Source organism: Comamonas sp. UBA7528 (genome assembly GCF_002479375.1).
In the GTDB taxonomy this organism is placed as follows: domain Bacteria; phylum Pseudomonadota; class Gammaproteobacteria; order Burkholderiales; family Burkholderiaceae_C; genus Comamonas.
Genome location: NZ_DLMU01000002.1, coordinates 190,983 through 215,635, shown reverse-complemented (window position 1 = coordinate 215,635; position 24,653 = coordinate 190,983). Strand labels below are relative to the sequence as shown.

24 protein-coding genes and 2 tRNA genes are annotated in these 24,653 nt (G+C 63.9%); 11 read left to right on the top strand and 15 right to left on the bottom strand.

Features of this window, described 5'->3' with window-relative positions; translation table 11 throughout:
- Window positions 1-17: 17 nt before the first annotated feature.
- The 7 genes from B3349_RS02860 to B3349_RS02830 form a co-directional block, all read right to left on the bottom strand.
- Window positions 18-1,358: a GGDEF domain-containing protein gene (locus B3349_RS02860; protein WP_291586249.1), complete on the bottom strand. Its 1,341-nt coding sequence runs from the start codon at window positions 1,356-1,358 to the stop codon at window positions 18-20.
- A gap of 207 nt (window positions 1,359-1,565) precedes the next feature.
- Window positions 1,566-1,642 (bottom strand) — tRNA-Pro (locus tag B3349_RS02855).
- 56 nt (window positions 1,643-1,698) lie between these two features.
- A complete protein-coding gene (locus B3349_RS02850; protein ID WP_291586248.1) occupies window positions 1,699-1,995 on the bottom strand; it encodes a hypothetical protein in 297 nt (98 codons plus the stop codon).
- Window positions 1,996-2,230: 235 nt separating this feature from the next.
- Window positions 2,231-2,668, bottom strand: coding sequence for a hypothetical protein (locus B3349_RS02845; RefSeq protein ID WP_291586246.1), 438 nt, complete (start codon window positions 2,666-2,668; stop codon window positions 2,231-2,233).
- 37 nt (window positions 2,669-2,705) lie between these two features.
- Window positions 2,706-2,782 (bottom strand) — tRNA-Pro (locus tag B3349_RS02840).
- A gap of 82 nt (window positions 2,783-2,864) precedes the next feature.
- Entirely contained in the window at window positions 2,865-3,116 is a 252-nt protein-coding gene (infA, locus tag B3349_RS02835; RefSeq protein WP_066535392.1) for a translation initiation factor IF-1, read from the bottom strand.
- A gap of 340 nt (window positions 3,117-3,456) precedes the next feature.
- Entirely contained in the window at window positions 3,457-4,689 is a 1,233-nt protein-coding gene (locus B3349_RS02830; protein WP_349682176.1) for an HPP family protein, read from the bottom strand.
- A gap of 148 nt (window positions 4,690-4,837) precedes the next feature.
- Between B3349_RS02830 and asd the strand changes: the two genes are divergently transcribed.
- Complete coding sequence (asd, locus tag B3349_RS02825) at window positions 4,838-5,680, top strand: archaetidylserine decarboxylase (protein ID WP_291586243.1); 843 nt, start codon at window positions 4,838-4,840, stop codon at window positions 5,678-5,680.
- A 106-nt stretch (window positions 5,681-5,786) separates the two neighbouring features.
- Here asd and B3349_RS02820 read toward each other — a convergent pair whose 3' ends face one another.
- Window positions 5,787-6,053, bottom strand: a complete 267-nt coding sequence (locus tag B3349_RS02820) for a hypothetical protein (protein WP_066535401.1) — start codon at window positions 6,051-6,053, stop codon at window positions 5,787-5,789.
- A gap of 304 nt (window positions 6,054-6,357) precedes the next feature.
- On the opposite strand from B3349_RS02820, the gene B3349_RS02815 reads away from it, so the two are divergent.
- The 10 genes from B3349_RS02815 to B3349_RS02770 all read left to right on the top strand — a co-directional run bounded on the left by B3349_RS02815 (window position 6,358) and on the right by B3349_RS02770 (window position 15,660).
- The gene (locus B3349_RS02815; RefSeq protein ID WP_291586242.1) at window positions 6,358-7,344 is read left to right on the top strand and encodes a bile acid:sodium symporter family protein; all 987 of its coding nucleotides are present in this window, start codon (window positions 6,358-6,360) and stop codon (window positions 7,342-7,344) included.
- A gap of 133 nt (window positions 7,345-7,477) precedes the next feature.
- Window positions 7,478-7,828: a ComEA family DNA-binding protein gene (locus tag B3349_RS02810; RefSeq protein ID WP_291586241.1), complete on the top strand. Its 351-nt coding sequence runs from the start codon at window positions 7,478-7,480 to the stop codon at window positions 7,826-7,828.
- A 128-nt stretch (window positions 7,829-7,956) separates the two neighbouring features.
- Complete coding sequence (locus B3349_RS02805) at window positions 7,957-10,917, top strand: monovalent cation/H+ antiporter subunit A (RefSeq protein ID WP_291586240.1); 2,961 nt, start codon at window positions 7,957-7,959, stop codon at window positions 10,915-10,917.
- Complete coding sequence (locus B3349_RS02800) at window positions 10,917-11,282, top strand: Na+/H+ antiporter subunit C (RefSeq protein WP_066535409.1); 366 nt, start codon at window positions 10,917-10,919, stop codon at window positions 11,280-11,282. The genes B3349_RS02805 and B3349_RS02800 overlap by 1 nt, the downstream gene beginning before the upstream one ends.
- Window positions 11,282-13,060, top strand: coding sequence for a monovalent cation/H+ antiporter subunit D (locus B3349_RS02795; RefSeq protein WP_291586238.1), 1,779 nt, complete (start codon window positions 11,282-11,284; stop codon window positions 13,058-13,060). Before B3349_RS02800 ends, B3349_RS02795 begins: the two co-directional genes overlap by 1 nt.
- The gene (locus tag B3349_RS02790) at window positions 13,057-13,545 is read left to right on the top strand and encodes a Na+/H+ antiporter subunit E (protein WP_066535416.1); all 489 of its coding nucleotides are present in this window, start codon (window positions 13,057-13,059) and stop codon (window positions 13,543-13,545) included. The genes B3349_RS02795 and B3349_RS02790 overlap by 4 nt, the downstream gene beginning before the upstream one ends.
- Entirely contained in the window at window positions 13,542-13,820 is a 279-nt protein-coding gene (locus B3349_RS02785; RefSeq protein ID WP_291586237.1) for a K+/H+ antiporter subunit F, read from the top strand. The genes B3349_RS02790 and B3349_RS02785 overlap by 4 nt, the downstream gene beginning before the upstream one ends.
- The gene (mnhG, locus tag B3349_RS02780; protein ID WP_291586235.1) at window positions 13,817-14,215 is read left to right on the top strand and encodes a monovalent cation/H(+) antiporter subunit G; all 399 of its coding nucleotides are present in this window, start codon (window positions 13,817-13,819) and stop codon (window positions 14,213-14,215) included. The genes B3349_RS02785 and mnhG overlap by 4 nt, the downstream gene beginning before the upstream one ends.
- A gap of 34 nt (window positions 14,216-14,249) precedes the next feature.
- On the top strand, window positions 14,250-14,627 hold the full coding sequence (crcB, locus tag B3349_RS02775; protein WP_291586234.1) for a fluoride efflux transporter CrcB: 378 nt from the start codon (window positions 14,250-14,252) through the stop codon (window positions 14,625-14,627).
- A 154-nt stretch (window positions 14,628-14,781) separates the two neighbouring features.
- Window positions 14,782-15,660 carry an LOG family protein gene (locus tag B3349_RS02770; RefSeq protein ID WP_066535428.1) on the top strand — a complete coding sequence of 293 codons (879 nt, stop codon included), beginning with the start codon at window positions 14,782-14,784 and terminating at the stop codon, window positions 15,658-15,660.
- A gap of 76 nt (window positions 15,661-15,736) precedes the next feature.
- Here the strand turns inward: B3349_RS02770 and B3349_RS02765 are convergent, their stop codons facing one another.
- The 7 genes from B3349_RS02765 to B3349_RS02735 form a co-directional block, all read right to left on the bottom strand.
- Window positions 15,737-16,942, bottom strand: a complete 1,206-nt coding sequence (locus B3349_RS02765; RefSeq protein ID WP_291586232.1) for an MFS transporter — start codon at window positions 16,940-16,942, stop codon at window positions 15,737-15,739.
- Window positions 16,939-18,390, bottom strand: coding sequence for a DNA recombination protein RmuC (locus B3349_RS02760; protein ID WP_291586310.1), 1,452 nt, complete (start codon window positions 18,388-18,390; stop codon window positions 16,939-16,941). The genes B3349_RS02765 and B3349_RS02760 overlap by 4 nt, the downstream gene beginning before the upstream one ends.
- Window positions 18,391-18,622: 232 nt before the next feature.
- The gene (locus B3349_RS02755) at window positions 18,623-19,624 is read right to left on the bottom strand and encodes a 2-hydroxyacid dehydrogenase (protein WP_291586230.1); all 1,002 of its coding nucleotides are present in this window, start codon (window positions 19,622-19,624) and stop codon (window positions 18,623-18,625) included.
- 57 nt (window positions 19,625-19,681) lie between these two features.
- On the bottom strand, window positions 19,682-21,046 hold the full coding sequence (locus B3349_RS02750) for an HD-GYP domain-containing protein (protein ID WP_291586229.1): 1,365 nt from the start codon (window positions 21,044-21,046) through the stop codon (window positions 19,682-19,684).
- A gap of 99 nt (window positions 21,047-21,145) precedes the next feature.
- Complete coding sequence (locus B3349_RS02745) at window positions 21,146-22,573, bottom strand: sodium:proton antiporter (RefSeq protein ID WP_291586228.1); 1,428 nt, start codon at window positions 22,571-22,573, stop codon at window positions 21,146-21,148.
- Window positions 22,574-22,659: 86 nt separating this feature from the next.
- Window positions 22,660-23,904 (bottom strand): nicotinate phosphoribosyltransferase, encoded by a 1,245-nt coding sequence (gene pncB / locus B3349_RS02740; RefSeq protein ID WP_291586309.1) that lies wholly within the window; start codon window positions 23,902-23,904, stop codon window positions 22,660-22,662.
- Between the two features lie 180 nt (window positions 23,905-24,084).
- Window positions 24,085-24,597 carry an acyl-CoA thioesterase gene (locus B3349_RS02735; RefSeq protein WP_291586227.1) on the bottom strand — a complete coding sequence of 171 codons (513 nt, stop codon included), beginning with the start codon at window positions 24,595-24,597 and terminating at the stop codon, window positions 24,085-24,087.
- Window positions 24,598-24,653 lie beyond the last annotated feature (56 nt).

Sequence of the window (24,653 nt, the reverse complement as noted above, 5' to 3'; positions counted from 1 at the left end):
GCTTGGGCGGCAGCCTGCTACGCCAGCTCCACCCGGTTGCGCCCATTCTCCTTGGCCTGGTACAGCGCCGCATCGGCACGCTGGAGCATGCGCTGGTAATCCGGATGGCCGTCGTACAGGGCCACGCCAATGCTCACCGTCACCTGGGTGCTGCGATCCTGCGGCAGGCGCATGGGTTCATGCTGCATGCGCTGGCGCAAGCGCTCGGCCAATGCCACGGCCTGGGCCTGGGCCACATCCACCAGCAGCAGCAGAAATTCCTCACCGCCGAGGCGGAACACATAGTCACCGCCCCGGCAGGCAGACTGCAGCACATCCGCCACCTGCTGCAGCACGCGGTCACCGCTGTCGTGGCCATGCTGGTCGTTGATCTGCTTGAAATGGTCCACATCCACCACCAGCACGGCAAAGGATTCGCTGTGCTGCTGGGCATGCCCCATTTCCTTGCCCAGCACCACAGGCAGAAACTTGCGGTTCAGCAGCCGGGTAAGCACATCGCGCCCGGCATCCAGCTCCTGGTGCTGCTCGAACAGTGCGGCCAGGTGGTAGTTGATCCGCCGCACTTCGTCCCGCAGCTGGCGCAGCTGCTGCATGCGTGGAGCCCCCGGCTCCAGCGCTTCCAGCGCGGGCAGCCAGACCGCATCCACATCCTGCATTGCGGACTCGATGCGACGCGTCTCTTGCGCTCCCCGAAACACGAACTCGCCCTTGTGGTGAAACCACAGGCCAAAGTCGGACACGGCCATGCGCGGCAGCTGCGCACTGGAGCGCTCCATGGCCAGCTCGCACAGCAACTGGTTCTCCCATTCCAGCAGCGCCGCACGCTGGCGTTCGCGCTCGGCGCCCAGGTTGTGGGTGATGGCGTGCAGACGGTAGGCGTCCTTGGTGCGCGCCGTGCGCTCCATCGAACGGGCATAGGCCTGGCTCATGATCTCCATGCACAGATCCACAAGCACGGCCGCATGCTGGGCTGCGCCGTCGGCCTGCAACAGCAACTGGTGCAGATGCACCTTCAGCCCGCGCGCGCCCTGCAGCACCAGGTGTACCGGCACGTCAATGCGGGCATGCACCTCGCCCACATGCACCTGCTGCGCCACCTTCTGCTCCAGTTGCAGGCTGGAGCCGTCAAACACGCTGCGCATCCAGCGCTGCAGCGACTGTTCCAGCCGCTGGCGCAAAGGTATGTTCGACAGAAAGAGCACCGCCCCTTCTTCCTGCGACATGTCCTGGTAAAAACGCCGCGCCAGCGTCTCGGCGTGGGCCTGCGCCACAGTGCGCACGGCCTCGCGCACGGCAGGGGTGACGGCGTCCAACAGGCCGGCCCATTGGCGGGCGTATCGCGCATGTGGAATGGGCATGGGTATCAGTGGGGGGTCTGCTGCGGTGCGCGACAAGCTAACACCGCGGTCACATTGAATTTATATATGAATCCAATTATGACAATAGCAGTACAAATCGCCAGTACAAACTGACACCACTGTCAGCTTTCTGCCGGTTTGCGGACTGACCAGGATTAAATGAGCATGAAAAAACCCCACCGAGCTTTCACTCGATGGGGTTGATCTTGGTCGGAGCGGCGGGATTCGAACTCGCGACCCTCTGCTCCCAAAGCAGATGCGCTACCAGGCTGCGCTACGCTCCGGACAGCGAGAAGTATACCCGATTTACGCCACCCATCTTCCCGATGGATGCACTGTTTCAGTCCCGCCCTGCTTGCGGCAGGGTACGACGCAACCGGGCAGCCTCCAGCACCAGGCTGGCATAGGCATGCGCAAGCTGGAGCCCACGGTGGTTCACTTCCGGATCGGCAGCCATCGCGACCAAGCGGCCGGGCGTCTGCTGCATCAGCTCTTCGGCAAACGCACAGCATTGGCTTTGTGCCGCGTTCAGTTGCTGCAAAAATTCTGAAGGGATGCCATCCAATTGCTCCACATCCAGGCGCTTGTGAAGCTTCAGCGCTGCTTCAAAGACCTCATCCCACAACTGCTCGATCACGATAGCCTTCCGTATTTCAGAGAAATGCTATCGATTCAGAAATTTCTATAGAAGCGAATCCGCATCATTTTGGTAGAGATGTGCTGCAGATCGCACGCTTTGTGAAATTCTGTCAGACACCGCTCCCCGGCAGACAGCCACGGTGCACCACCCTGGGCAGGTCCCGGCACAAAAAAAAGCCCGCGGCTGCGGGCTATGTACTGCGTGCGCGAGACCCCTGGAAGGCCTGCCGGCTTCAGAGGTTGAAAGGCGCCGACGCCAGGCACTGCGTGCACTCTCCGGCGCTGCGCCGCCCCTTGGGGTCGCACTGTTTGCAGCGCTTTTGCTGGCGGCGCATTTCGACACTGGCCTGCACAGGCAGCAGCAGCACCAGCATGCCTGTGATGGGAGGACTCGCCAGCAAGGCGGCCACGAACCACCCCACTCCCGATCGCCCCCGCTTTGCCGCCAGCCATCCGCATGCGACCGCCAGCACCAGCCAGACAATGGCTATGAACATATCCTCTCCTATTGCTGGGATGGATCGTAGCAAAGCCATGTCGGGCAGAATCCCGCAAGCCGCAAAAACAGCACTAAGACAGCCGCCAGCCACACCCAAACGGCGCCGGATCTGAAGAGAAAGGGTGGCGGGGCACTGCAGCCACGCACCTTGCAGCGCAGCCAGAAAAGACAAAAGGGGTTAGCTCAATTGAGCTAACCCCTTGAATCAATGGTCGGAGCGGCGGGATTCGAACTCGCGACCCTCTGCTCCCAAAGCAGATGCGCTACCAGGCTGCGCTACGCTCCGACAAAAACGTGATTATACGTGCTCACAACACGGTTTTTGGCTTGGTTGGCGCGAAATGCACATTTTGTGCGGCGCCAACACTTTAGCGCGAGGAGTTGGGGCCTGGGCCGCGACCGGCCAGGTGGCGGAAAGTGATGCGACCCTTGGTCAGATCGTAGGGCGACATTTCCAGCGACACCTTGTCGCCGGCCAGAATGCGGATGTGGTGCTTGCGCATCTTGCCGCCGGTGTAGGCGATCAGTTGGTGACCGTTTTCCAGGGTCACGCGGAAACGCGAGTCAGGCAGCACTTCGGTGACCGAGCCCTGCATTTCAATCAGTTCTTCTTTAGCCATTTCAATTCTTTCAGTTCAATCTGTATCAGCGGTGCCAGCGCAAGGTGGGCCACAACCACCTGCCGGGCCATAACGCTATGACCCGTTCCTTCAGACAGACAGCGGGTGCACTGCGCCAGCCATGGCGCAGATCAGACGAAAAGCCGCTACAGGCCGTGCATTCGGCCTTCCGCGCGCTTCCCGGGCAAGGCCAGGCACTGCTTGAGGAAAATCCTTCAATTGTACCTGCTGCAACAGGCACTGTCTTTTTTTGACCGCTCCCTTTTTTTCACACGGGTGCCTGTAGACACCCGCACGATGGCAAAAATATGGCACAGCCGCAGCTGCATGGAGCCGCCACTCAGTCACCCGAGCCAATGGTTTTGCTGAGGGTGCGGACCAGATCGGTCTGGGTGACGATGCCCACCAGCCGGCGCTGCGCATCGACGATGGGAATATGGTGGTGGTGACCGGCTTCCGAAAACAATGGAATCAGCGTCGTCACCAGCCCGTCATCACCGGCCACCTGCACATCCTGGGACATGATGTCGCCCACCGTTCCCTGGCTGTTGCTGCGCCAGGACACCAGGTGCTTGAGCCGCTGGCCCAGGCCGTCGCGCACATCGAGGTGGGCCAGCCGCATGAAGTCGGTCACCGACACAATGCCCAGCACCTGGTGTTGCGCATCCACCACGGGCAGCGCCTTGACCTGCTCCTGCCGCATCAGCGCCCAAGCATCTTTCAGCGCCACCTGTGGCTCCACCGCAAAAACGGGCCGGGACATGATGTCTGCACAGCGCAGATCGCCCAAGGTGCGCTGAAAAGCCGCTTTGCCCGCCATGTGCAGCAGCCCTTCCAGATCGGCCCGGCTGATGTCCAGCACCTGGTTGTAATGGGACAGAGCGGCATCCAGGTCGGCGGAAACAAAGCGTGCCGACCCCGCGCCCTTGTAGCTGTGCTGCGGATGCGGGTAACGCTTGCCCGTCAGGGCGTTGTAGACCACGGCGCACAGCACCAGCACCGCCACATTGAACAGAATCGGGAATGCCACCAGCGCCACGCCATCGGCATGCTCCAGCACCACGAAAGCGGCAAAACCGGCCCCTGGCGGGTGCATGCAACGCAGCGGCACCATCAGCAAGATGCTCAGCCCCACCGACAGGGCGGCAGCCACCGCCAGGTCTGGCACCAGCCGCTGGCAGAGCGCCCCCACCAAGGCCGACACCACGGTCCCGCCCAGCACCGGCCAGGGCTGCGCCATGGGGCTGGCCGGCATACCAAAGAGCAACACCGCACTGGCCCCCAGCGACGACACCATCCAGGTGCTGGTCGGTACATCCGTCCACCAGCGCGACAGCATCCCTGTCACCAGCAACCCCAGTGCCACGCCCAAGGCCATGCGCAGCAACTCCTTCAGATCAATGCGCACCGGGCCGGGCCAGAAGTTGCGCAGCCACAGCGCCCAACGCGTCAGCTGGGCATGCTGGGAGCCCAGCGGAGTGGGCATCTGCGCGGACTCCGGCAGCGCTGGCGCCGCCGGGCTTGGCCCGGATCCGGGGGCCGCAGCACGCGCCCGCTGGTCGGTTTCAGACATGGGATGCTCCGCTCTCCGCAGTTTTTTTCACTGGAAACATGCTCAAAATCATAGCAACCACGGGTTAGCCCTGCGCACAGCACCGATAGAATCGCGCCCACACTTACGCCACTTGTTGCCAACAGCCCTCTTCCGGAGCCCTCTGCCTGTGTCCGACCGCCTTGCCGTACTCCCGCAATACCTGATCCCCAAGCAGGCCCTCACCATGCTCATGGGCCACCTGGCTGGCAAACAGGCAGGCGCCCTCACCACATCGGTGATCCGCTGGTTCATTCAGCGCTACCAGGTCAATATGCAGGAAGCCGCCAACCCGGACCCCGCGGCCTACGCCACCTTCAATGAATTCTTCACCCGCCCGCTGCGCGAAGGTGCACGCCCGCTGAGCGACAGCCGCTGGATCTGTCCAGTGGACGGCGCAGTCAGCCAGATCGGCCCCATTGCCGGCGACCAGATCTTCCAGGCCAAGGGCCACCACTATTCCAGCCAGGCGCTGCTGGGCGGTGACGCCGCACTGGCGAGCCAGTTCGACAACGGGCATTTCGCCACCATCTACCTGAGCCCGCGCGACTACCACCGCATCCACATGCCGCAGGCCGGACGGCTGCTGCGCATGATCTATGTCCCGGGCGATCTGTTCTCGGTCAACCCCACCACGGCACGTGGCGTGCCCGGCCTGTTTGCCCGCAACGAACGGGTGGTGTGCATCTTTGAAGGCGCGCAAGGCCCGTTTGCCCTGGTGCTGGTGGGCGCCACCATCGTGGGCAGCATGTCCACCGTCTGGCACGGCGTGGTGAACCCGCCGCGCACCCGCGACATCCGCGACTGGCGCTACGAGGACCAGCAGATCACGCTGCAAAAAGGCGAGGAGATGGGGCGCTTTCTGCTCGGCTCCACCGTGGTCATGCTGATGCCAGCAGGCACCTTGAATGCGTTCAACGCTGCCTGGGATGCCGCCACGGCGGTGCGCCTGGGCGAACCCATGGCCGACTGAGCCGGGGCGGCAAGCACAGCGCCGCTCCTTGTCACCCCACCAAAACAAACAGGCTGCCATAGGCAGCCTGTTTGTTTTTGATGCGCCACCGGCGCAAGAGACGGGCTTACAGAAACCAGCTCAGCACTTCGGGACGACGCTCGGTGGTGAACATGGTGGGCGTCAGCGTGAGGCGTTCGGGCTTGACCGGTTCATCGCGCCCCACCAGGTGCACCATCATTTCGCGGCGGCGCAGCACCACATGGCTCACGGTCTCGGAGCGGCCTGCGTGCATGACGCGCACACCCGGCTTGAACACCGGCATCTGGAAGGTGTGACCACGGGTATAGGGGGCCTGCTGGCCTTCGGCTTGACCTGGATTGATGACCAACATGGCATTCCTTTTTTCAGCTGTGATGTGTCCTCATCGACAACTTGGCAGCAAAGTTTAGGGCTGCATCCATTTTTTTGATGCGCTGGCGTTGGCCGCCTCTGCGCCGCCAGCGGAACAGTCCTTCAGAAGCGCTGCGGGACAACGCTACACCTCCGCCGCACTGCGGTCATGCCACGGCTGGCCATGTCCACCCACAGCCGGCCAACGCCAGCCCGGCACCGGCTGCTGACTGCAGACTGCAGACTGCGACTTCCGGATTATTCCCCCACAATCCGCAGTCCGCCCCTGTCTCTACCGTCTACCCATGTCCCGCCCGCGCTTTCTTCCTGACAACTTCACCCTGATGCTGATGGCCACCGTGGCCCTCGCCAGCTTCTTCCCCGCCTCGGGCGTTCCCGCACAGTGGCTGAACACCGCCACCACCGTGGTGATTGTGCTGCTGTTCTTTCTGCATGGCGCCAAACTGTCACGCCCGGCCATCCTGGCCGGCATCGGCCACTGGCGCCTGCACCTGGTGATCACGGCCATCACATTTGTGGCCTTCCCCATTCTGGGCTGGTCGCTGCGCCCGCTGCTGGAGCCCCTGGTCACACCCGACTTGTATCTGGGCATTCTGTTCCTGTGCACCGTGCCCGCAACCGTGCAGTCCGCCATTGCACTGACGGCACTGGCACGCGGCAACATGCCTGCGGCCATCTGCAGTGCATCGGGCTCCACTTTGCTGGGCATTCTGTTCACCCCGCTGCTGGTGGGCATGCTGTTGCATGTCAGCGCCTCGTCGTCCGATCCGCTGGCCTCCATCGGCAAGATTGCGCTGCAGCTGTTGGTGCCGTTCGTCGTCGGCCACCTGATGCGCCCCTGGGTGGCCCCCATCGTCCAGTGGATGGGCACATCCATCAAGGTGGTGGACCAGGGATCCATCCTGCTGGTAGTGTATTCGGCTTTCAGCGGCGCCGTGGTCGCCGGCCTGTGGTCGCAAATGCCGCTGCCCGCCATGGCAGGCCTGTTTGTGCTGTGCGCACTGCTGCTGACCTGCTCCATGGCCCTGTGCGTATTCGCCAGCCGCCGCCTGGGCTTCAGCACCGAAGACGAAATCGCCATCCTGTTCTGCGGCGCGCAAAAAAGCCTGGTCAGCGGTGTTCCCATGGCCAAGGTGCTGTTCCCTGCCAGCATGGTCGGCAGCATTGTGCTGCCGCTGATGCTGTTCCACCCCATGCAACTGATGGTGTCGGCGGTGATCGCAGGCCGCTATGCGCGCCGACCGGGTGCAGCAGACACAGAGCGCCACTGATCGGCTCATCGCCCTGCGCCGCCTACCGGCACAGGATACTGGGGTTAACCCACCCCCACGGGGGCCATTCCCCCTGCAGCATGTACAGGGCGGCGCTCTTGCCGTCGTCCCTTTTCTTTTGTGGAGAGACCGCATGCTCAAGCAATGGATCGCCGCCGCCCTGTGCGTATTCGGCCTGGCACACGCTGCCACCGTCGACGCCAACAAGGCCACCCCGGCCGAGCTGGACCAGATCAAAGGAATAGGCCCCGCCACTGCCGCCCGCATTGTGGACCAGCGCAAAACTGCCCCATTCAAGAACTGGGAAGACTTCATCGGGCGCGTCCAGGGCGTAGGCCCGGGCAATGCCGCCAAGATGTCCGGCGAAGGCCTGACCATCAACGGCCAGAGCTACAAGGCCAAGACGGCCACGCCAGCCACCTCCGCCAAGCCCGCCAACACGCCCCCGGCACCCGCAGCCAAGCCCACCAAGCCGGCGGCCTGATACACCACGCCCCTGCCCTGCACCCGCCTTTGGCGGGTTTTTCATGCCTAATGCATGACCAATGGCCTCAACACGCTCAGGTTTTCATAGCGGCCTCCTCCACGCTTGCCCGTAGAATAAAAAAGCCCATGCCCCTGATCGCACTCATCCTCCTGCCCTTCATCGGCAGCCTGATGGCCGCGGTGCTGCCTGCCAACGCACGCAACACCGAATCCACGCTGGCTGGTCTGATCGCCCTGGTCTGTCTGGTACAGGCCGCTTTGTTCTTTCCCGAAATAGCCCACGGCGGCGTGCTGCGCCAGGAGATTCCGTGGCTGCCTGCGCTGGGACTGAACATCGTGGTGCGCATGGACGGCTTTGCCTGGATGTTCTGCATGCTGGTGCTGGGCATCGGCGCCCTGGTGGTGCTGTACGCGCGCTACTACATGTCGCCCGCCGATCCGGTGCCACGCTTCTTCTCGTTCTTCCTGGCCTTCATGGGCGCCATGACCGGCGTGGTGCTGTCCGGCAATGTGATCCAGCTGGTGTTTTTCTGGGAGTTGACCAGCCTGTTCTCCTTCCTGCTGATCGGCTACTGGCACCACCGCCAGGATGCCCGCCGCGGTGCGCGGATGGCACTCACCGTCACGGGCACCGGCGGCCTGTGCATGCTGGCGGGCATGATCCTGCTGGGGCACATCGTCGGCAGCTACGACCTGGACAACATCCTGGCTGCAGCCCAGCAGGTGCGTGACCATGCCCTGTATGTGCCGACGCTGCTGCTGATCCTGCTGGGCGCCTTCACCAAGAGCGCGCAGTTCCCGTTCCACTTCTGGCTGCCCCATGCCATGGCGGCACCCACCCCGGTGTCGGCCTATCTGCACTCGGCCACCATGGTGAAAGCCGGCGTGTTTTTGCTGGCGCGGCTGTGGCCGGTGCTCAGCGGCACGGACGAATGGTTCTGGATTGTGGGCGGCGCGGGCGCAGCCACCTTGCTGCTGGGCGGCTATCTGGCCATGTTCCAGCACGACCTCAAGGGTCTGCTGGCCTACTCCACCATTTCGCACCTGGGGCTGATCACCCTGCTGCTGGGCATGAACAGCCCCCTGGCCGCTGTGGCCGCCGTCTTCCACATCATGAACCACGCCACCTTCAAGGCCTCGCTGTTCATGGCGGCCGGCATTGTGGACCATGAGAGTGGCACGCGCGACATCCGTCGCCTGTCCGGCCTGCGCAAGATGATGCCCATCACCGCCACGCTGGCCTGCGTGGCCAGTGCGGCCATGGCCGGGGTGCCGCTGCTCAACGGTTTTCTGTCCAAGGAAATGTTCTTTGCAGAAACCGTGTTCGTCGACGCCGCCCACTGGGTGCGGATCGTGCTGCCTGTGGTCGCCACCTTGGCCGGCATCTTCAGCGTGGCATATTCGCTGCGCTTTACCGTCGATGTCTTCTTCGGCCCCAAGGCCACCGACCTGCCCCACAAACCCCACGAGCCGCCGCACTGGATGCGCGTGCCGGTGGAGTTGCTGGTGCTGGCCTGCCTGGTGGTGGGCGTGCTGCCCGCCTGGTCGGTGGGTCCGTTTCTGAATGCGGCTGCCATTCCCGTGGTGGGCGGCGCCCTGCCCGAATTCAGCCTGGCGGTCTGGCATGGCGTGAATACGCCGCTCATCATGAGCTTCGTGGCGCTGGTGGGCGGCATTGCGCTGTACACGGCACTGCGTCTGCTGCGCAACAACGGCAGCATCGACGACGCCGTCCCCGTGCTGCAGCACATCAACGGCAAGCGCATCTTCGACAACGTGCTGGCCCGTATCAGCCTGCTGGCCAAGCACCTGCGCCGCGCACTGACCACCCACCGCCTGCAGTGGCAAATGCTGTGGCTGGTCTCCATCGCCTTGCTGAGCGGCTTCATGCCGCTGTGGATCCGCGGGCTGGATCTGGGCAATCGTCCGCCCCTGCCGCTGTCGCCGGCCTTCCTGGTGTTGTGGGTGATCGGCTGCCTGTGCGCACTGGGTGCTGCCTGGAAGGCCAAGTACCACCGGATGGCATCGCTGATCATGCTCGGCGGCGCCGGCCTGTGTGTGGTGCTGACCTTCCTGTGGTTCTCCGCCCCCGATCTGGCGCTGACCCAACTGGTGGTGGAGGTGGTGACCACCATCCTGATCCTGCTGGGACTGCGCTGGCTGCCCAAGCGCGACAAGAACCTGCGCATCCCCGCCCTGTCCACCGAATTGCTGGCCCGCAGCCGGCGCCTGCGCGATCTGCTGCTGGCCCTGGCCGCTGGCGGCGGCATGGCCTGGCTGGCGTTTGCCATGATGAGCCGCCCGTTCTCGCAGAGCACCTCCACCTTCTTCCTGGAACGCGCTGTGCCGGAAGGCGGCGGCAGCAATGTGGTGAACGTGATGCTGGTGGACTTCCGCGGCTTCGACACCTTTGGCGAAATCGTGGTGCTGGGCGTGGTGGCGCTGACCGTGTATGCGCTGCTGCGCCGCTTCCGCCCGGCGCGCGAAACCATGGACCTGCCCGAGCAGCAGCGCTTCCTGCCGGGGGACCTGCAGACCGACCTGCTGAACCCGCGCAATGCCAGCGATACCGCGGTGGGCTATCTGATGGTGCCCGCTGTGCTGGTGCGCCTGCTGCTGCCTTTCGCCACGCTGGTGGCGGTATATATCTTTGTGCGCGGCCACAACGAGCCCGGCGGCGGCTTTGTGGCCGGCCTGGTGTTCTCGGTGGCCCTGCTGCTGCAATACATCATCTCGGGCACGCAGTGGGTGGAAGCGCACATGCCGCTGTTCCCGCGCCGCTGGATTGCCGTGGGCCTGCTGTGTGCCCTTGGCACCGGCCTGGGTGCGGTGTATGCCGGCTACCCCTTCCTGACCAGCCACACCTTCCACTTCACCCTCCCTCTGGTGGGCGAGATGCACCTGGCCAGCGCCACGTTCTTTGACGTCGGTGTCTTTGCCCTGGTCGTAGGCTCCGTCTTGCTCATCCTCACGGCCATTGCCCACCAATCGGTGCGCGGCCACCGTTACCACGCACGCTTGATGGAAGAAAAAGAACAGGCAGAAACCGAGGCCACGATCGCCGCTTTGCAGGAAGGGGTCCGCTGATGGAAATCGTGCTTGCCATCACCATTGGCGTGCTCACCGGATCTGGCGTGTGGCTGCTGCTGCGCCCCCGGACCTTCCAGGTCATCATCGGCCTGTCCCTGCTGTCGTACGCCGTCAATCTGTTCATCTTCAGCATGAGCCGCGAGGGCCTGGCCATCGACAAGGAGCCTGTGATGCAGGCCGGTCTGGCCGAGACCCTGGCCAACTACGCCGACCCCATGCCCCAGGCCCTGGTGCTGACCGCCATCGTGATCGGCTTTGCCATGACGGCGCTGTTCCTCGTGGTGCTGCTGGCCTCGCGCGGCATGTCCGGCACCGACCATGTGGATGGCAGCCATTCGCGTGACGAGCAGGAGATGCCGTGATGCTGGACTGGCTGACCACTTCTCTAATGCCACACCTGATTCTGGCGCCCATCCTGCTGCCCATGTTCACGGCGGCCGTGATGCTGCTGTTGCGGGAAGAACACCTGCGCCTCAAGGTGGTGCTCAACATTGCGTCCACCGCCATCGGCCTGTGCATTGCGGTGGCGCTGCTGCAGTGGAGCGACGAACAAGCCGGACCCAGCGCCATGGGCGTGTACCTGGCTGCCAATTGGAAAGCGCCGTTCGGCATCGTGCTCGCACTGGACCGCCTGTCGGCCATGATGCTGGTGCTGACCTACTGCGTGGCCCTGGCCGCCGGCATGTTCTCCATTGCCCGCTGGCACAAGGCAGGGGTGCACTTCCACCCGCTGTTTCAGTTCCAGCTGATGGGCCTGTCGGGCGCCTTTCTGACGGCCGACCTGTTCAACCTGTTCGTGTTCTTCGAGATCATGCTGGCAGCCTCCTATGGGCTGCTGCTGCATGGTTCCGGCCGCTTGCGCGTGCAGTCCGGTCTGCACTACATCGCAGTCAACCTGGCCGCTTCCTCGCTGTTTCTGGTGGGCGTGTCCATGCTGTATGGAATTACCGGCACGCTCAATATGGCGGACCTGGCCCAGGCCATCCCCCATGTCAGCCCCGCCGACCGGGGCCTGCTGCACACGGCCGCCGCCATCCTGGCCATCGCCTTTCTGATCAAGGCCGCCATCTGGCCGCTGAACTTCTGGCTGGTGCCGGCCTACAGCGCGGCCAGCGCGCCCGTTGGCGCCTTGTTTGCGCTGATGACCAAGGTGGGCGTCTACACCATCCTGCGGCTGTGGACCCTGCTGTTCTCCAGCGAAGCCGGCGACTCGGCGCTGTTCGGTGGCCAGTGGCTCACTGTGATGGGCATGGTGACCATGGCCTATGGCGCCTTCGGCATGCTGGGCGCACAGCGCCTGACCTATCTGGCAGGCTATGCGGCCATTCTGTCCTCCGGCACGCTGCTGGCGGCCACCGGTTTTGGTCAGAACATGCTGACCGCCGGCCTGCTGTACTACCTGCCCAGCTCCACGCTGGCCGTGGCCATCCTGTTCATGCTGGCCGACATCATGGACCGCTGGCGCAACGATGGCTCCAGCGCCAATGATTTCGGCGATGAAGATGCCCCCTTCCTCAACCCCGAGCTGGTACCCACCAAGTCGCTGAACCTGGACGAACACGAAGAAGTCCTGATCGGCCGCGTGATCCCTGCTGCTGCCGCGTTCCTGGGCATTGTCTTCATCATGTGCACCCTGGTGGTCACCGGGCTGCCACCGCTGTCGGGCTTCATCGGCAAATTTGCCATGCTCACCAACTTGGTCAATCCGGTGGGTCTGGGCCAGTCCGCAGGCTACCAGGCAGGCAATCTGGGCTGGGTGCTGGTCGCCCTGCTGATCACCACCGGTCTGTTCGCGCTGATTGCACTGACACGCGCCGGCATCCGCCATTTCTGGGCCACGCACGACCGTGCCAAGCCCGAGCTGCGCGTCGTGGAAGGTGCGCCGATTGCCGGACTGATGGCGCTGTGCGTCGCCCTGACCATGCATGCCCATGCGGTGATGGAGTTCACACAGAACGCGGCCAACGCATTGCATACGCCATCGACCTACATCCTGGCCGTGATGCAGCAGGATCCGGTGCCCAATCCACCAAAGGAACCCAAACCCGACACGGCGGTACCGGCCCAGACGACAGCACCTGCCGCAGTCCTCGAACCGCTGGCTGCGCCCTTGCCTACCACGGAGAAAGCAGCACCATGAAGCACATCCTGCCTGCCCCGTTGCTGTCCATCTTCCTGTTTGGCGCGTGGCTGCTGCTGAACCATTCCCTGAGCGCAGGCCACATGGTGCTGGGCGCCATTCTGGGACTGCTGATTCCCATCCTGCTGCGCGGCCTGCGTCCGCTGCCGGTGCGCATTCGACACCCATGGACGGCCATCACCCTGGCGGCCACCGTGGTCAAGGACACCACCGCTTCCAACCTGGCCGTGCTGCGCTTTCTGCTGTTTCCAAGCCTGCGCAGGCATCCATCGGCTTTTGTGTACATCCCGCTGGAAGTGCGCGACCCCAACGCACTGGCCGTGCTGGCCATGATCGTCTGCATCACGCCCGGTACGGCCTGGGCCGAGCTCTCACGTGACCGTTCCATGCTGCTGCTGCACGTGTTGGAAGTTGGCGATGCCGATGCCATCGTGGCCCACATCAAGCGCAGCTACGAGCGCCCTCTGATGGAGATTTTCGAATGAGCCTGTGGTTCACCTACACCCTGACCCTGGCCCTGTTCCTGCTGACGGCGGCCATGGGCTGCTGCCTGGTGCGCCTGCTCAAGGGCCCCACCGCCCAGGACCGGGTGCTGGCCCTGGACTGCATGTACATCAACGGCATGCTGCTGATGCTGGTGCTGGGCATCACCTACAGCTCCAGCATGTACTTCGAGGCAGCCCTGCTGATCGCCCTGTTCGGCTGCGTCAGCTCCACCGCCATGGCCAAATTCCTGCTGCGTGGCGAGGTGATCGAATGAACGAAATCATGCTGCCGCTGTGGGCCGAAGTGGCCATTGCCGTGCTGGTGCTGGCCGGGTCCTTGATTGCCCTGCTGGGCTCGCTGGGCCTGATGCGACTGAAGTCCTATTTCGAGCGGGTGCACGCCCCCTCCATCATTGCCACCCTGGGCTGCTGGCTCATCATGTGGGCTCTGGTGATCTTCTTTTCAGTTTCCGGCCATGGCTTTGCCGCGCACCCGCTGCTGATTGCCGTGTTCATTGCCGTCACCGTCCCAATCACCACCATTTTCCTGATGCGTGCCGCACTGTTCCGGGCGCGCCGCGCGGGACGCAATGTGCCTCCCAGCGTCAGCGGCATCGTGCTTAACGAGCCGCTGACCGAAGAGGAAGTCGCCCAGGACAGCAAGGGCTGAGCCCGTCAGCCTGGCAGACGCATACACTGCGGCCATGCAACACGCTTTGGCAATCTGTGTGGGCGCCTGCCTGGGTGCCCTGACCCGCTGGAAGCTGGGCCTGTGGCTCAGCAACCCTGGCTCTCTGCCCTGGGGCACTTTGGCGGCCAACGCCATGGGCGGCTATCTGATTGGTCTGTGCATTGCTTTTTTCCAGAGCCACCCCGGTCTGGATCCCATCTGGCGCCTGGCACTGGTCACGGGGTTTCTCGGGGCCCTCACCACGTTTTCCAGCTTCTCCGCCGAGGTGGTGGAGCTGCTGCAGCAAGGCCGCTGGGGCATGGCCACGGCCTGGGCGGTCACGCACCTGCTGGCGTCGCTGCTGCTGACCATGGCCGGCATCGCCACCCTCTCCAACCTGCGCGCTGCCTGAACTGCGGCACTGCCTCGCACGCCATTGTGCTTTGTGCGCTTCTGGATGGCAGATGTCCATGCCGTCCAGTCAAAGAAATCCGCGCAGAAGCCTGCGCAGGGCCTTGGCTTCTGCGAAGATGGATTCCTCGATACACGGAGTTTTCTGGAGCCCTATGGACGCAACGCTTTCCCTGCACGACCGCTCGCTCGCCGAATCGCTGGTGGATCTGGAAGCATCCACCCAGGCCGCAGAACAAATTGACCTGACCCAGCCTGACTCCTATCGCCTGGCATTTGCCGATCCGGAATTCATGGCCCGCCGTGAAACCCGGGGCATCCGCTTTCAGCTGGAAATGCTCAAGCCCGATATCGGCCAGGCCGAGTTCGGGATTGACCATACCGTTGTGGTGTATGGCAGCGCCCGCTTCGTGGCCCCGGATGTGGCGGCCCAGCGCCTGCTGGAGGCCAAATCCAGCGGCGATGCCCAGCGCATCAAGGCGGCCGAACAAGGCGTGCGCAATGCCCGCCGCTATGACCAGGCCCGTGAATTTGCGCGCCTGGTGGCGGAGCACAGCCTGCGCCAGCCCAAGGACCAGCGCATCTACATCTGCACCGGGGGTGGCCCAGGCATCATGGAGGCCGCCAACCGCGGCGCCTACGAAGCGGGTGCACCCAATGTGGGCCTGAACATCCTGCTGCCGCACGAACAGTCGGGCAACCGCTACATCACACCGGGCCTGAGCTTCAAGTTCCATTACTTCGCGCTGCGCAAGATGCACTTCATGATGCGCGCCAAGGCACTGCTGGCCTTCCCGGGCGGCTTTGGCACCATGGACGAACTGTTCGAAGTGCTGACGCTGGTGCAGACCACCAAGGTCAAGCCCGTGCCCATCATCCTGTTCGATTCGGCCTTCTGGAAGAAGCTCTACAACTTCGACATGCTGGTGGAAGAAGGCATGATCTCCGCCAAGGATCTGGAGCTGTTCCACTACGTGGACGATCCTGCCAGCGCCTGGAGCATCATCAAGAAGTTCTACAACCTGCAGGACTGAGCTCCCCATCCCCGACAAAAGCCCGTGCGCCGCAATGGCTACGGGCTTTTTTCATGCCCTCAACGGAGCAAATCACTCAGCGTAGTGGCGGCACGGACGTGGGGTGGCCGGGCAGATCATCGCGCCCGATCAACCATGGCAGGCGTGCGCAGCTGCCCACCAGCGCTCCCACGGCCCAGAACAGGGCCGACACCCCGACCACCGCGCCCAACGAACCGAAGATCAGGGGCATGAGCACGCTGGAGCCGTTGATGGCCATCATGCGCAGGCCCAGCGCTTCGCCATGGCGGTGCGGCGGGGTGATCTGGTGAATCATGCTCATCACCATGGGCTGCACCGATCCCAGCACCAACCCCAGCAGAATGGAGCATGCCCCCATGCTCCAGGCACCCGGCATCAGCGGGTACAGCAGAAACAGCACCGATGCCAGCACCATGGCCGTGAACACCACCTGCCATTCGCCGATGCGTTCGGGCAGCAGCGGCACCAGCAGGCGGATGGCCGCCGCAGCCATGGCGAACGATCCCAGAATGGTCCCGATCACCGAGGCCGACAGCCCGCGCTCGTGCCCCAGGATGGGCACCACAAAGGTGTGCACATCCCAGCAGGATGACAGCGCCCAGTTCATCAGCAGCAGGCGGCGAAAGCCCTGGTTCTGGAACAGGTCCCAGGCCGTCGCCGGCTTGGCTGCAGCGGCAGGAGCTTCCACCGGCGGCAGCTCCTGCACGCTGCGCGACAGAAACCAGGCACTCAGCGGCAGCAGTGCCAGCAGCACGAATGCGGCACGAAACCCGGTGGTGCTGGCCGCCTCCCCCCCGGCGTAGTCAATCAGCAGACCGGCACAGAACGGACCGAGAAAATTGGAGATGGCCGGGCCAATGGCCAGCCAGCTGAACACCTTGCGCAATTGAGCCTTGTCGTGCGCACTGCGCCCCACATGGCGCTGCAGGGCGATGATGGCGGTGCCGGAAGCGCCTCCGGTGAGCAGTGCCGCCAGACACAGCACCGGATAGACCGGAAACGCCGCAGCGGCGCCGGCCCCCAGCACGGCAATGGCCACGCTCAGCGCCAACGGGCGGCGCAGGCCATGGCGGTCCGCGTAACGGCCAGCTGGCAGCGACAGAAACACCTGGGTCAGCGCAAACAGCGCCAGCAGAAAACCGACCGATGCCGCCGAAAAACCTTCACGCAAGGCGAGCAAAGGGGTGGCCATGCGCATGCCCGTCATGCAGGCATGGATGGAGATTTGCGCCAGGATCAGGCGCAGCAACGCCGCGCTCACGCAGCGTCGTCCTCGGTGCCCTGCGCAGCCTTCCCAGGCGCAGCGGCAGCGCTGGTGGAAGCAAGTCCTGGTGCGGAGGCCATGGAAGCTGCGGACCCCAACAAGTCGGCGGCATCGATGGAATCGGAGGATGCGGGACTGGGCAGCTCCTGCACGCCACGCAGACGGCGCTGGATGGCCCGGGTGCGCACGTCCACTTGTTCGAAGCGGCGCGCTGCAGCGTCAATGGATTTGCGCGTGGCCTCCACCACCTCGCCGAACTTGGCGAATTCAGTCTTGACCTGGCCCAGTACGGCCCAGACTTCGGAAGAGCGCTGCTCGATGGCCAGCGTCTTGAACCCCATCTGCAGGCTGTTGAGCATGGCCGCCAGATTGGCTGGCCCGGTCACCACCACACGGCTGTCATTTTGCAGGCTCTCGACCAGGCCCGGCCGCCGCAGCACTTCGGCAAACAGGCTTTCGGTGGGCAGGTACATCACGGCAAAGTCCGTGGTGTGGGGTGGTGCCAGGTATTTGGCAGCAATCTTCCTGGCCTCGACGCGGATGGAGGTTTCAAACGCATTGCCCGCGGCCATGATCGCCCCGCGCTCGGCCGCATCCAGCGCATCCTGCAGACGCTGGTAATGCTCCACCGGGTATTTGGCGTCAATGGGCAGCCACACCGGCACATCGTCCATCCCGCCTTGCCCCGGCAGGCGGATGGCAAATTCCACCAGTTCATCACTGCCCGGCACGGTCTTGACGTTCCTGGCGTACTGCGCCGGAGTGAGCACGTTGTCGATGATGGCGCCCAGCTGCACCTCGCCCCAGGTGCCCCGCGTTTTCACATTGGTCATCACGCGCTTCAGGTCGCCCACGCTGCCGGCCAGCGACTGCATCTCGCCCAGGCCCTTGTGCACCTGCTCCAGCCGGTCGCTGACCAGCTTGAACGATTCGCCCAGGCGCTGCTCCAGTGTTTCGTGCAGCTTTTCGTCCACCGTGCGGCGCATGGCCTCCAGCTTGTCGGCATTGTCGGTCTGGATGGCGGACAGCCGCTCATTGAGCGTGGTCCGCAGTTGCTCGGCATTGTGCAGAGTGCCTTGCTGCAGCCGGTGCAGCTGCTGGGCCATGGCTTCCTGCAGTTGCTGGAAATGCTGCTGCAGTTCCTGGCGGCTGGCACGCGCCTCAGCCAGGCTTTGCGCCATGCGACCGTCCACCAGCTTGCGCAGGCTGTCACTGGCCGCTTGCTGGTGCTGGTTCAACTGGTGGCTCAAACCCAGCAACTGCTGGGCCATGTGTTCCATGGCGCCGTCATTCCTGGCGAGTGCCAGCTGCGTCTGCTGCCCTGCCTGCTGCAACGCCAGCAGCTGTGCGGCCAGTGCCGCATCGCCGCCAGCACGCGGGCGCAATGCCAGCCACAGCTGCAACAACAGCACGGCCAGGATCAGCCCCAGCACCAGCCAAACCATCCATGCGTGCACCACTGCCTGCTCCTTGCGCTAAAGAATTGCCAACTTTCTGCAGAAGATTGTCGTCAATTTCGGCATGGCACAGCGCCAAAAGCAGCTCCAAAGCAGGGCTCGAAGCTCACTTTTTCAAGATGCCTGCTGCGGCACTCTGCCGTGTAGATGCCTCCCTGCTCCGGCACAGCCGGAGCGAGAAAAGCGTTCAGCCGGGCAACCGCTCAGAGAATCTGGAATGTCATGCCCAACGCAGCGCACGTGCCGCTGCGTCCGGCTGGTTCACCGGCGTACGCGGCGCCTGACCACCCAGCACGGCCACCAGATTGTCCGCCGCCAGCTGTGCCATGGCACGGCGGGTGGTCATGGTGGCACTGGCGATGTGCGGCGTCAGCACCACATTCGGCACCGTCAGCAGATCGGGGTGCACGGCAGGCTCGCCTTCAAACACATCCAGGCCCGCGGCCGCAATGGTCTTGGCGCGCAGCGCCTGGGCCAGAGCAGCATCGTCCACGATACCGCCACGCGCAATATTGATCAGCGTGGCCGTGGGCTTCATCTGCGCCAGCTCGGCCGCACCAATGGTGTGGCGGTTCTCGGGGGTGAAAGGCAGCACCAGCACCACATGGTCGGCGGTCTTCAGCAGCTCTTCCTTGCTGACGTAGCTGGCCTTGCATTCGGCTTCCAGCGCCTGCGTCAGGCGCGAACGGTTGTGGTAGACCACCTTCATGCCAAAACCATGCGCCCCGCGCTTGGCAATGCCCTGGCCGATACGGCCCATGCCGATGATGCCCAGCGTGCTGCCATGCACCTCGCTGCCGGCAAACAGGTCGTAGCGCCACTCCTTCCACAGACCGGCACGCAGGTAATGCTCGCTCTCGGTCACGCGGCGGGCCGTGGCCATCAGCAATGCAAAGCCAAAGTCGGCCGTGGTCTCGGTCAGCACATCGGGGGCATTGGTGCCCTGCACGCCGGCCGCCGTCATGGCCGGCACGTCAAAGTTGTTGTAGCCCACGGCCATGTTGGACACCACCTTGAGCTGCGGGCAGGCCGCCAGCAGGGCGGCATTGATGGTCTGCGAGCCCGTGGTCAGCACGCCATCCTTGCTCTGCAGCCGCTGGGCCAGCTCTTCGGGGCTCCAGACCACATCGTCCTGGTTGGTGTGCACGTCAAAGTGCTGGCGCAAGAAGTCCACCACTTCGGGCGAAATGGCACGGGCGATCAGAATGCTTTGTCGGGGCATGGCGAGGGGAGTCTCCAGGTCGGTTCTCTGTTGAAAAATCACATCCGCAGCACACAGTCACTGTGGCAGCGGCGCATCGGGTTCGTTGGCCGCTGTGCCCTGGTTCAAGACTTTGCGGCTGCTGTGGATCCAGGTCCACAAGGCGCGCTCCGCGGTCGACTGCACGGGCTGCGTGGGGGGCCAACGGCGCTGGCAGGTGTCCATGCAGCTGTCCATCTGCCACAGCACTTCGCGGTGGATCAGGCCCAGCTCGGCCACGCTCTCGGGCATCTGCGCAAAGATGGCACGCCAGTCGTCCTGCGAGCGTGGGTGGGCACCGGATTCGGTCAAAGACAGTTCGATGGCGCGCATGCGGGCATCCACCCACATCAGCGCCCGGCTGCCGGACTGCGCCTGCCACTGCTCGGGCAGCACCCGCTTGCAGGAGGCCCAGTACTGCAGCACCGTAGCCACGGCTTGGCAATCCCGCAGCACCACATCCACGGCCGGCGGTGCGGCGGCAGCGGCATCGCGCTGCAGCAGCGCCAGCACTGGGGCCACCTGCTCCGCCGGATAGCGCCGGGAATTCAGGCGCAGTGCCAGTGACAGGCGCTCGCCGGCTATGGCCTTGTATTTGCCGAAGAAAGCCGACACCACTTCGGCCACCACCAGAATGCGACCCATGGGCGAGATCGCCTCGCCCATCAGGTGGCGCGGGTAGCCGCTGCCATCCATGCATTCATGGTGTTCCAGCACGGCATCTTCCACGCTGAAGGGGTAGGCGCCCATGCTCTGCACGACCATGGAGCCGGTGATGGAGTGCGCGGCCAGCTGGACGCGCTCCCGCTCGGAAAGCCGGTATTCGGCGTCGGCCCAGGCATTGGACATATAGAGCATGCCCACATCGTGCAGCAGGGCCGCCGCCGCCAACCTGGCGCACTGCGCCTCGTCCCAGCCCGCACGGATGGCCAGGAACACGGACACCATGGCCATCAGCACGCTGTGCTCGAACAGCAGGGGCAACTGGTCCTGCACCACCGTCATCTTGAAACGCGCGGCATGCGGCCAGGGCATCAGCCGCAGTGCCCGGCCCAGTATGGCCCCTTCGGCCCCCAGGTCGGCCGCCAGCAGCCGGCCCAGCGGGTGCTCGGACAGCAGGCGCGTCATTTCCACATGCAGCAGGCCGATGTCGACCGGCTCGCTCACTTCCAGCTGCGCGTCCAACGGTGCCGGCAAGCGGTGTCCGGCCAGCAGCGCCAGCAGATCACCTTCCAGCACCGTGCCCTTTTCCAGCAAGGGCGCTCCGCTGTCCGACACCACGGTCTGCGTCACCACCACCTGCCGCCGGCCTGCCATCTGGGCAATGGCGCCCAGATAGTGGACGTTGTTGTGCAGCGCCGCGATGGCGGTGGCCAAGGTGGCGTCGTCACGTGCGCTGCTCATGCAAAGCTCTCCGGCTGGATCAAAGAAACGATGGTAGTGGAAAAGAGGCCCTGGACGGATCAGGTACGCGAACCGTCTGCCGCCCTGTGCACCATCGCATCAGCGGTACCAGATGAAGGTCATCACCACAAACAGCGGCACCAGAATGCCAAAGGACCAGGCCATGTAGCCAAAGAAGCTGGGCATGCGCACGCCCCGGTCTTCGGCGATGGCCTTGACCATCATGTTGGGCGCATTGCCGATGTAGGTGTTGGCCCCCATGAACACGGCACCGGCCGAGATGGCCGACAGCGTTGCCGCCATGCTGGTCATCAGCACCTGTGCGTCACCGCCCGCAGTATTGAAGAACACCAAGTAAGTGGGCGCATTGTCCAGAAAGGACGACAGCGCACCCGTCGCCCAGAAGTACATGGCCGGGTTGGGTGTGCCGTCCGGGTTGGTGACGGCGCGCACAATGGCGCCGAACGGACCGTCCACCCCGGCCTTGAGCATGGCAATCACCGGGATGATGGTCAGAAAGATTCCGGCAAACAGCTTGGCCACTTCCTGCATCGGTCCCCAGCCGAACTGGTTGCGCTCGTGCACCATGGCAGGTGTCATGCACAGCGACAGGAGTGCCACGCCGATCAGCCCCACGTCGCGCACCAGGCCGGGCAAGCCCACCTCGGTGCCCATCACGTCAAACACCACGGCCGACTTCCACAATCCGCTCATCAGCACCAGGCACACCACCACGCCCAGCAGCACGAAATTGAACTTGCCGTCAAAACCCAGCTGGGTGGGCGTGGCGTTGTCCGGCGTGGGATCGACGGCCTTGCGCTCGCCATTGCGGCTGGCATACCAGCTGTCCAGCAGATAGAAGATCACCAGCAACACACCGACCAGAAACAGCGTTTCGGAGAAGATCTGGCGCAAGGTCCAGGTGAACTCCACCCCCTTCAGAAAACCCAGGAACAGCGGTGGATCGCCCAGCGGGGTGAGCGAGCCTCCCGCATTGGAGACAATGAAGATGAAGAACACCACCACATGGGCCACATGCTTGCGGTTGTCGTTGGCACGGATCAGCGGGCGGATCAGCAGCATGGACGCGCCCGTCGTTCCCATGAAGCTGGCCAGCACCGCGCCAATGGCCAGGATACCGGTGTTCAGCAACGGCGTGCCACGCAGATTGCCACGGATGTAGATGCCACCCGCCACCGTGTACAGCGCTGTCAGCAGGATCACGAACGGCACATACTCCGCCACCAGCGCATGCACCAGGTGCACACCGGCGGTGCCGGCACCGAATGCCAATGCAAACGGAAGCAGAAAAGCCAGAGCCCAGGCGGCGGTGATCTTGCCGAAATGGTGGTGCCACACCGTGGGCGCCAGCAGCGGCATCAGCGCAATCGACAGCAGGACGCCTGCAAAAGGCACACCCCACAGCACGGACAGCGCAGCGCCATCGATTTCCGCCGCCATGGCAGCGCCGGGCAACAGGCCCACCAGTCCCAGCAGGCCAAGGCCCGCGCTGCGCAGATGCTTCATTGGGATATTCCTTATTTTGTCTCTTTGTAATTGTTGACGCAGATACCGCCCCCTGGCGCATCGCCTGGCCGCATCTGCGCACCCGATCATGCCGTGGGAGCGATGTCAAATACCTGACGCAGATACGCCAGGTACTTCTGGTCGTCGCACATGCTTTTTCCCGGTGTGTCCGACAGCTTGGCCACGGGCTGTCCGTTGCAGCGCGTCATCTTGATGACGATCTGCAGCGGCTCATAGCCCAGGTCGTTGGTCAGATTGGTGCCGATGCCAAAGGCGAGCAGACAGCGGCCATGGAAACGCCGGTACAGCTCGATGGTGCGCGGGATGGTCAGCGCGTCACTGAAGATCAGTGTCTTGGTCAGCGGATCGACCCGGTTGTCGCGGTAATGCGCCAGCAGGCGCTCCCCCCAGGCGAACGGGTCGCCGCTGTCGTGGCGTGCGCCATCGAACAGCTTGCAGAAATACAGATCGAAATCGCGCAGAAAGGCGTTCATGCCGTACACATCGGACAGCGCAATGCCCAGATCCCCACGGTACTCCCGCGCCCAGGATTCAAAGCCGTAGATCTGGCTGTCGCGCAGGCGCGGGCCCAGCGCCTGGCAGGCCTGCAGGTACTCATGCGCCATGGTGCCCAGCGGCAAGATGCCCAGTTCCTTGGCAAACAGCACATTGCTGGTGCCGGCAAACTGCCCGGGACCATGGCCTGGGGCTGGCCGCTGCTCGCCCGCACCCAGATCCCGGCACAGGGTGCGCAGCACCTCTTCGTGCCAGCTGCGCGCAAAGCGCCGGCGCGTGCCGTAATCCGCAATCTTCAGGTGTTCCAGCCCTTCGCCGCGCATCTGGGCAATCTTGGCCTGCAGCCGCGCGCGGCCTTCGTCCCAATCCGGCCGGGGCTGGGTATTGCGGAAATACACCTCGTTGACGATGGCCAGCACCGGGATTTCAAAAAGGATGGTGTGCAGCCAGGGCCCCTGGATGGTGATGTCGATCTCGCCCGTGGGCAGCGGCGTGACCTGGATGTACTTTTCATTGAGGCGGAACAGCCCCAGAAAATCCACAAAATCACTCTTGATGAAGCGCAGCGAACGCAGGTAATCCAGCTCATCGGTGGTGAAGCTGAGGCTGCACAACTGGCGGATCTCGTCCCGAATCTCTTGCACCAGGGGGGCCAGCTGCACGCCCGGATTGCGGCACTTGAACTTGTACTCCACGGCAGCACCGGGGAACTGGTGCAACACCACCTGCATCATGGTGAACTTGTACAGGTCGGTGTCGAGCAGGCTGTGGATGATCATGGAAAGTGCGCTCGCATGGCGGCGCGATCGAAACAGAGGGCACAGTGTAGGCCAAGCGGGCACCGACCCGGGCAAAACCGCGCTGCGCACGCATAGCCATCCAAATCACCGCCCATGCAACTGTGGTGATCCTGGGCAGCTATCAAATTCATTGCAGCTGCGCGCCGGCACAGCCCCGGCAGGCCCCGGTACATGCACTAGGCATGCCCTGGCGCTTCAGACGGCGGCCGCGGCGGCTGCGGGCTGCAAGGCCTGCAGAACCCGCCGCAGCGCCTCCGGCAACGGCTTGGGACGGCGCGTGGTGGCATCAACATACACATGCACAAAATGGCCGGCCGCCGCCGATTCCTCGCTGCCCTCGGCAAAAATGCCCACCTCGTAGCGCACGCTGCTGCCGCCCAACCGGGCCACGCGGATGCCGGCCTCCACTTTCTGCGGATAGGCCAGGGAGGCAAAGTAGTTGCACTGCGTCTCCACCACCAGACCGATGGTGTCTCCTCCCTGGAAGTCCAGCACCCCTTGCTCAATCAGGTGAGCGTTCACGGCCGTGTCGAACCAGCTGTAATAGACGACGTTGTTCACATGGCCGTAGACATCGTTGTCCGACCAGCGCGTGGTGATGGGCAGGAACACCGGGTAGCTGGAGCGCAGCTGGGCACTGGGCCGCCCCGCAGCGGCAGCAGAAGAAGCGGCAGAAGGTTCAGAAAAGGAAGCTGGCTTGTCGTTCATGGCGGACATTGTGTGGCTCCACCCGCAAGCCGCCTATCGGGCAAAACGTGGTTTTG